This is a genomic window from Methylobacterium sp. A52T (assembly GCF_053346095.1).
In genome coordinates this window covers 1-8,295 of record NZ_JBKFBI010000196.1, presented here as the reverse complement: position 1 = coordinate 8,295, position 8,295 = coordinate 1, and the positions used below count along the sequence as shown (strand labels likewise).

At 73.8% G+C, this 8,295-nt stretch carries 5 protein-coding genes; 1 reads left to right on the top strand and 4 read right to left on the bottom strand.

All coding sequences use genetic code 11. The annotated features are described in order from the left end of the window. Nucleotides 1-26: 26 nt before the first annotated feature. The 4 genes from ACLBYE_RS28255 to ACLBYE_RS28240 form a co-directional block, all read right to left on the bottom strand. On the bottom strand, nt 27-311 hold the full coding sequence (locus ACLBYE_RS28255; RefSeq protein WP_020090941.1) for an accessory factor UbiK family protein: 285 nt from the start codon (nt 309-311) through the stop codon (nt 27-29). Between the two features lie 148 nt (nt 312-459). Next, a complete protein-coding gene (locus tag ACLBYE_RS28250; RefSeq protein ID WP_020090940.1) occupies nt 460-705 on the bottom strand; it encodes a hypothetical protein in 246 nt (81 codons plus the stop codon). A 133-nt stretch (nt 706-838) separates the two neighbouring features. After that, on the bottom strand, nt 839-1,555 hold the full coding sequence (locus ACLBYE_RS28245; protein ID WP_012321860.1) for a PhoH family protein: 717 nt from the start codon (nt 1,553-1,555) through the stop codon (nt 839-841). 576 nt (nt 1,556-2,131) lie between these two features. Then, a complete protein-coding gene (locus ACLBYE_RS28240) occupies nt 2,132-4,531 on the bottom strand; it encodes an ATP-dependent helicase (RefSeq protein WP_447696704.1) in 2,400 nt (799 codons plus the stop codon). A gap of 425 nt (nt 4,532-4,956) precedes the next feature. Here ACLBYE_RS28240 and ACLBYE_RS28235 point away from each other — a divergent pair. Further along, nucleotides 4,957-8,295: AsmA protein (locus tag ACLBYE_RS28235; protein ID WP_447696703.1), on the top strand; the 3,339-nt coding region annotated here is incomplete at its 3' end.

Below are 8,295 nucleotides of genomic sequence, written 5' to 3'. Positions count from 1 at the left end.
AAAGCCCGCGGCGTTGCCGCGGAGACTCAGACCACCTCGCTCAGGCCCGCGGCGCCCGCTCCGGCGCTCCCGGATCGCGCCTCCAGGGCCGCCACGCGGGCCGTCAGGGCCTCGTTCTGCGCCTGGAGCTGGGTCACGAGGTCGCGGAGCACGTCGAGCTCCTCGCGGGAGGCGATGTCGAGGTCGCGGACGACGCGCTCGAGCTGCGCCCGGACCACGGTCTCGGCCTCGCGGCGGACGCCCTGGGCGGCGCCGGCGGCGTCCGTCATGAGGCGGGCGAGGTCGTCGAACAGTCGATTGGAGGGGGGCATCGGGGTCTCCCGGATCGGCCGGCTGCCGCGGCGGCCGCCTGACGGCGCGATTCGAGACGACGAGATAGGAATCTTCGGAACGGGGAGCAACGCCCGGTTCTGGCCGGGCGCGCGGAGCGGGGCCGGACGACCCCGCTCCGCCGCTGAATCACATGCGGTGCATGCGGCGGTGCATGCGGTGATGCATCATCCGACGCTCCATGCGGCGGTGCATCATGCGGCGCTCCATGCGGCGATGCATCATGCGCCGCTCCATGGGAGTCATCCGCACGTGCGTCACCGCGTCGGGCGCCGACACGGCGCCGGGCATCGCGGGGGCGGCCGAGGCCGGCTGGACGAGGGCGGCGCCGCCGAGCGAGGCCAGCACGGCGAAGGCGAAGGTCAGTTTCCTCACGAGGAGACTCCAGTTCTCTGAAGGCCGGGCTCGGCGCCCGGTTCATCCTCCCGAAAGGGAGGTGCGGAGAGTCGTCTCGTGCCGGATGACGGCACGGCGGGTCTGCGAGGACCCGCCGCCATCAACTTCCGATTTAGAGATTCGTTTCCTCGAACGCCTTCACCCACTCGGCGCAGATGCCCGAGCGGACGATGTCGTTGCGCGTGAACTCCACCACGGGGATCGGCATCATCCGGCTCTTGACCATGTGCATGACGGTCCGCAGGCCGGAGGTCTCGCGGAGATCCGTCTGCGAGACGTCGCCGTTGATGATGACCTGGCAATCGTCGCCGATCCGGGTCAGGAACATCTTGATCTCGTTGATCGTGGTGTTCTGCGCCTCGTCGAGGATCACGAGGCAGTTCTTGAAGGTCCGGCCGCGCATAACCTCGAAGGGGACGATCTCGATGTCGCCGGTCTTCAGGGCGATCTCGAAGGCGGCGGCGCCCATGCGCTCCTTCATGGCCTCGGTGAGGGGGGCGACCCAGGGGGCGATCTTCTCTTCCAGGGTACCGGGGAAGTAGCCCAGCGACCGGCCGGAGGGCACGTTCGGGCGGGTGATGACCACCTTGGCGATGCGGCGCTGGCGGAGCTGGTCCGCCGCGCGGGTGCCGGCGATGAAGGTCTTGCCGGTGCCGGCGGGCCCCAGGACGATGACCTGCGGCGAGCGGGCGAGGGCGTCGAGGTACTCGGCTTGGCGTTCGGTGAGCGGTTGGATGGGAGCGAGATTGCGTTCTTCGTCGAAGCGTGTGCGATGAATGCGGGACGTGCGGTCTTCAACCAGTTCAAGTCGTGCGCGGCGTCTCTTCATGGATGTACACTCCAACGGGACTTGCCAACCTGGATCTGTTTCTGAACTGCCGTTTACCTGCTTGCTCCCGGTTCTACTCGCTTGCGGAACTTAATACCGGCCCCAGGCCGAAGGTTCCGCCCCGCGCTCGCCCGCCTGTGGAGAGCGTCACGACGTTCCGTGCGCGGCCGAATACGCGATGCAACTGGCGCACCAGTGCGGTTCGCGCCCGACGATTGCGCGCCGGGTGTGACTAAGGGGTGACGGTCGCTGGAGAGGCGTCGAAAAAGCCGCGCGGCTGGCGCGGATGCATCAGCGACGGGCCGCGCGCTACGACGTCCGGTCGATGGATCGCCGCCGTCTCTGCGCGCCGAGCGAAGCGATCCGGTGGGCGCCAAGCCCACCGATGTCGGGCTGCCCTGGATTGCTGCGCTCCGCTCACAGAGACGGCGCGGGCTGCGGAAACGGAAGACTTCGACCGGGAACCGTATCACACGGGATGGTGCGGCATCCGGCACGATCTCCGATCCTCCCCGCCCGCGTGGGCGAAGCCGGCCGACCCTGCCGCCCTGACACGTCCGGGCTTGGTCGGCGGGACTAGCTCGATCCGGCCTGGACGAAGCTGTCGAGGACCATCTTCCGGCCGGCCTTGTCGAAGTCAACGGTCAGCTTGTTGCCGTCGACCGCCGCGACCGTTCCGGGGCCGAACTTGGTGTGGAAGACCCGCTGGCCGCCCTGGAAGGTCGAGGGCGCGCCCGTCGACTTGGCGATCAGTTCGCCCTCGATCTGGCGGGGGCCGCCGGACTGGCTGCCGGACCGCCCGCCCGGGCCCGACGAGCGGAAGCCGCCTCCGGACCCCGATCCGAACCCGGACCGGCCGCCCGGCGCGGTGTTGGCCTGCGCGCGCTGCCAGCCCGGCGTGCCGTAGCTCGATCCGAACGGCGTCGGTTTGCGGTCGAACCGCGAGGCGCCGGCGGAGAAGTGCGCGGGGGCCTCGACCACGTCGACCGCCGTCTCGGGCAGCTCGTCGATGAACCGGGACGGGATGGTCGAGGACCAGAGGCCGTGGATGCGCCGGTTCACCGCGAAGGACAGCTTCGCGCGCTTGCGCGCCCGGGTCAGCCCGACATGGGCGAGGCGCCGCTCCTCCTCCAGGCCGGCCCGGCCGCTCTCGTCCAGCGCCCGCTGGTTCGGGAACAGGCCGTCCTCCCAGCCGGGGAGGAACACGGTGTCGAACTCGAGCCCCTTGGCGGCGTGGAGCGTCATCAGCGAGACCCGCTCGGCGCCCTCCGCCTCGGAGGCCTCCATCACCAGGGAGACGTGCTCCAGGAAGGCCGCGAGGTCGGGGAACTCCTCCATGGAGCGGACAAATTCCTTGAGGTTCTCCAGCCGGCCGGCGGCGTCGGCGGAGCGGTCCTTCTGCCACATCTCGGTGTAGCCGGATTCCTCCAGGATGGTCTGCGCGACCTCGCTGTGCGGCTGCGTCTCCGCGAGCCGCGCCCATCGCGAGAAACTCTCGGTCAGCGCGCGCAGGGTCGAGCGGACCCGGGGCTTCAGCTCGTCGGTCTCGCACAGGCGCTCCGCGGCGATCCGCAGCGGCAGCCGGTTGGCGCGGCCGTAGGTATGGAGCTGCTGCAGGGTGGCGTCGCCCAGGCCGCGCTTGGGCGTGTTCACGATCCGCTCGAAGGCGAGGTCGTCGCTGACGTTCACGGTGGCGCGCAGGTAGGCCAGGGCGTCGCGGATCTCGGCGCGCTCGTAGAAGCGCGGGCCGCCGATGACCCGGTAGGGCAGCCCGAGCTGGACGAACCGGTCCTCGATCTCGCGCATCTGCGCGGAGATCCGCACCAGCACGGCGATCTCCGACAGGGGGTGCTGCTTGGACTGGAGGGACTCGATCGACTCGGCGAGCATCCGCGCCTCCTCTTCCGAATCCCACGCGCCCGTCACGGTGACGCGCTCGCCGGGCTCGTCGTCGGTGCGCAGGGTCTTGCCGAGGCGGCTCTCGTTCCTGGCGATCAGCCCGGAGGCGGCGGCCAGGATGTGGCCCGTGGAGCGGTAATTGCGCTCCAGCCGCACCACCACCGCGCCCGGGAAATCGTGCTCGAAGCGCAGGATGTTGTCGACCTCGGCGCCGCGCCAGCCGTAGATCGACTGGTCGTCGTCGCCCACGCAGGCGATGTTCTTCCGGGACTGCGCCAGCAGGCGCAGCCACAGGTACTGGGCGACGTTGGTGTCCTGGTACTCGTCCACCAGGATGTAGCGGAACCGGTCCTGGTAATTGGCCAGGACGTCGGGGTTCTCCCGCCAGAGCTTGAGGCAGAGCAGCAGGAGATCGCCGAAATCGACGGCGTTGAGCGTCGCGAGCCGGGCCTGGTAGGCGGTGTAGAGGGCGCCGCCCTTGCCGAACGCGAAGGCCGAGGCCTCGCCCGGGGGCACCTGCTCGGGGCCGAGGCCGCGGTTCTTCCAGCCGTCGATGGCGTGGGACAGGGCCCGGGCCGGCCAGCGCTTCTCGTCGACGTTCTGGTCGGCGATGACCTGCTTCATCAGCCGGAGCTGGTCGTCGGTGCCGAGGATGGTGAAGTCGGATTTCAGCCCGACCAGCTCGGCGTGGCGGCGCAGGATCTTGGTGCCGATGGCGTGGAAGGTGCCGAGCCAGGGCATGCCCTCGCCGGCCGGCCCGATCAGCGCGCCGATCCGGTGCTTCATCTCCCGGGCGGCCTTGTTGGTGAAGGTCACCGCCAGGATGTCGAAGGGGCGCGCCCGGTTGGTGGCGATCAGGTGGGCGATGCGGGTGGTCAGCACCCGGGTCTTGCCGGTGCCGGCCCCGGCCAGCACCAGGACCGGGCCCTCCGTGGTCTCGACGGCGCGGCGCTGCTCGGGGTTGAGCCCCTCGAGGTAGCCGGCCGCGTCGCGCCGGAGGGTGCCCATGGCGCGGGCGGCGATGGACGTGGCGGGCGCGCCGTCCCCGGCGGGTTGCGGATGCGGGCGGTTCTGCATCCCGCATCCCTGGACCAAATCGCGAACGGCGTCGAGGCCGTTCGCGCCGCGGCGGGGGCGCGGAGCCATGAAGCGCAGCTGTCCGCGCCGGGGTGATCCGGGTTCCGCAGACGCGCCCCGACGTCCCCTCGGCGGCCGCGGATCGGCACGTGTGTGATCGGGGGCGACAGCGGCGGCAGAGCGCGACGGGCCCCCTCTCCCGTTCGGGAGAGGGGGCCCGTGCCCGGTCCGGAGGCCGCAGGCCCGGGGTGCCGCGAGCCGCCTCGCGCGCGCAGCCAGAGAGCCGCTCCCGACCGTGGCATCGCCGCTGGCGCCCCCGGCGGCTTATCGTGCTATGGCCGTGGCGACTGACTCGCGGGGGCACGCGGGGCACGGCGGCCCGGTGAGGTCGCGGCCTCGCGCAGAGATGGTGCGGAACGGGACCATTGCGTGATCTTCTGACCGCGCTGGCGTGCGCCGTCATCCTGGTTCTCGTGGCGGCGCTCGCGGTCCCGCCCTTCGTCGACTGGCAGGCCCATCGCGGGCTCGTCGAGCGGGCGCTCGCCCGGTCCCTGGGCGTTCCGGTCCGGACCGACGGCCGGATCGAGGTCCGCCTGCTGCCGTCGCCGCGGCTGCGCGTGGACCGCCTCCACCTCGGCGCCGATCCGGACCGCCCGAGCCTGGATGCCCGGTTCGTCAAGGCCGAGATCGCCCTCGCGCCGCTCCTGAAGGGCGAGTTCCGCTTCACCGAGACCCGGATCGGCCGGGCCGAGATCAAGCTCCCGGTCGCCGGCCCGGACACGCTGAAGCTGCCGCCCGATTTCGGCGGGGCCCTGCGCGACCGCGACCTCGCCATCGAGAACCTGCAGATCCAGCAGTTCCTCGTCACCACGCAGGTCGCCGCCACCGGGCGGACCGACCAGCTCTACGTCCAGGACCTGCGCGTGCAGGCGCCGGCCCTGGTCGGGCCCTGGCGGATCGAGGGGACGAGCGGCGGCGTCCCGTTTCGGGCGGTCAGCGGCACGCCGGGGCCGGACGGGCGCCTCGCCGCCAAGATCTCCGGCGGCGGCGACGCGGCGCCGCGCTTCGAGGCGGACGCGCGGTTCGGCCTCGTCCCCGCCGAATCCGGCGGCGCCCAGGTCGAGGCCGAGGGTTCCGCCCGCCTCGTCGTCGGGCCGCCGACCCAGGCGGCCGGCGCCTACCTGCCGTTCTCGCTGGCCGGCACCTTCAAGGCCCGGGGCACGCAGGTGCGGTTCGAGGCCGTCGACCTCGCCGTCGACCCCGGCGGCCGGGCCCTGCGGCTCGGCGGCACCGGCCGGCTCGACCTGCGCCAGTGGCGCGCCGGCCTGACCCTGGACGCCCGCCGCCTCGACCTCGACGCCTTCCTGGCCTCGGCGGAGGGGCAGAACCTGATCGCCCGGGGCCTGCCGCGCTCGGCCGGCAGCCTGCCGGCCATGCTCGACCTCGACCTCACGGTGGGCAGCGCCGTGCTGGGCGGCGAGGAATGGTCGAACCTCGCCCTCACCGGCACCCTGGAGCGGGCCGGCGGCCTGCTGCTGCGCCGCTTCGCGGTGACCGGGCCGGCCGAGTCCACCGTCACGGCGAGCGGGCAGGTCGAGACGGCGCCGCTGCGCTTCTCCGGCCCGGTGGCGCTCGCCGCCCCCGACTCGGAGGCGCTCGGCCGCTACCTGCGCCGCCTCGGCGCCGAGGGGCCGCTCGTCGCGCTCCTCGACGGGCGGAAGATCGAGGCCGCCGCCGACCTGTCGGCCGCCGGCAACGGCCTGTCCCTGCGCAACATGCGCCTCGGCCTCGGGCCGGCGCGGATCACCGGGAACGCCCGCTACACCGCCGCCGAGGGCACCGAGCGCGGCCGGTTCGAGGCCCAGATCCGCGCCACCGGCCTCGACATCGCCGGCCTGCCGCCCCTCGGCACGGCCCTCGGCACCCTGCGCGACACCGACCTCGCCCTGACGCTCGAGGCGAAGGATGTCCGGTTCGGCACCGCGGGCTCCGGCACCGGTACGATCGCGGCGCGGATCCAGTCGGACGGCGCCGGACTGACGGTCGACAGCCTCGACGTCACCGACCTCGCCGGCGCCAGCGCCCGGCTGTCCGGGCAGATCGGCGCGGACGGGACCGGCCGCGTCTCCGGGCGCCTCAAGGCGCCGGCGGGGGGGCCGCTGCTCGGGCTGCTCGAGCGGGTCTGGGTGGGCGAGATCCGCCTGCTGCCCGCCTTCCTGCGGGACGCGCCCCTCGACCTCGCCGTTACCCTCGACCGGGAGGGCGGCGCGGCCGCGGCCCTGCGGACCCAGGCCCGGGGCAGCGCCGGCGGCGGCACCCTCGACCTGACGCTCGCGAGCCGCGGCACGCGGATCGAGGGCGGCACCGCCACCCTCACGGCGCCGCGGGCCGGACCGTGGTTCGGCCGCGCCGACCTCGCCGGCCTGCAGCAACCTGCCGAGCTTCGGCTGAGAGCCGAGCGGCCGGACGGCCAGTCCCTCGCCCTGACGGCGAGCGGCACGGTCGCGGGCCTGCGCCTCGCCACGGGCCGTCCGATCCTGGTCGGTCCCGACTTCGTCCCCACCGGCGGCACGCTCCGCGCCGAGACGGCCGATCTGGCGCCGTTCCTGACGCTGGCCGGCGCCGCGACCCTGGCACCGGGGGCGTGGCCGGCCGACCTGACCGTCACGCTGTCGCGGCAGCAGGGCGAGGCCGCCGCCGCGCTCGCCGGCACGGTTGCGGGCGCGGGGGTGAACGGGACGCTGCTGCGGTCGGCGGGCGGCGCCCTGCACGGCCGCCTCGCCCTCGACCGTCTGTCGATCCCGCAGCTCGCCGCCGCGCTGGTGATCCCGCCGGGGACGAACGGCGCGTTCGGCCCGCCGGCCGCCCATCCAGCCTTGTCGCTCGACACCCGCGTGACCAGCCTGGACCTCGGCCGCGGCCTCGTCGCCACCGACGCGACCGCCGCCCTCGGCCTCGCCGACGCGGGCCTGACCCTGCGCGACCTGACCGGCAAGCTCGCCGGCGGCCGCCTCGCGGGCTCGGTGACGATCGCCCGGCTCGGGGCCGGCGCCTCGGTCTCGGGCTCGGGCAGCCTCGACGGCGCGGCGCTCCCGACCCTGGCCGGCGGCCCGTTCGGCGGCCGCCTGAGCGCCGACCTCCGCTTCGCCGCCACGGCCGAGACCCTGCCGGGCCTCGCCGACAGCCTCTCGGGCAGCGGCGCGCTCACCCTGACGGACCTGAGCCTGCCCGTGGCCGATCCCGCGGCGCTCGGCCGGGCTCTCGCCCGCGCGGCCGAGATGGACGACCCGCTCCGCGAGGGCCGGCTCCAGGCACTCGTCACCGAGGAACTCGCCCGGGGCGGCGCGCAGGCGCGCGGATCCGCCCAGGCCGCCGCCACGATCGTGGGGGGCGTGCTGCGGGCCGGGCCGTTCGACCTCGATCTCGGGCCGGCCCGCTGGGTCGGCACCGTCGGCTACGACCTGCGCGCCGGGCGCCTCGACGCCCGCGGCACGCTCGCGGGCGGCGCGGTGCCCCGCGGCTGGAATGCCGGGACGCCCGCGGTCCAGTTCGGTCTGACCGGACCGCTCGGCGCGCCCGAGCGGGTGCTGGATGTCGGCACCCTGTCGAACGGCCTCGCGGCCTTCGTGCTGCAGCGCGAGCTGGAGACGATCGAGCTGACCGAGGCCGACCAGGTGGAGCGGCAGCGCCGCCGCAATCGTATCGAGATGGACAAGGCGCGCGCGGCGGCCCTCAAGGCCGCGGCCGAGAAGGCCGCCGCGGAC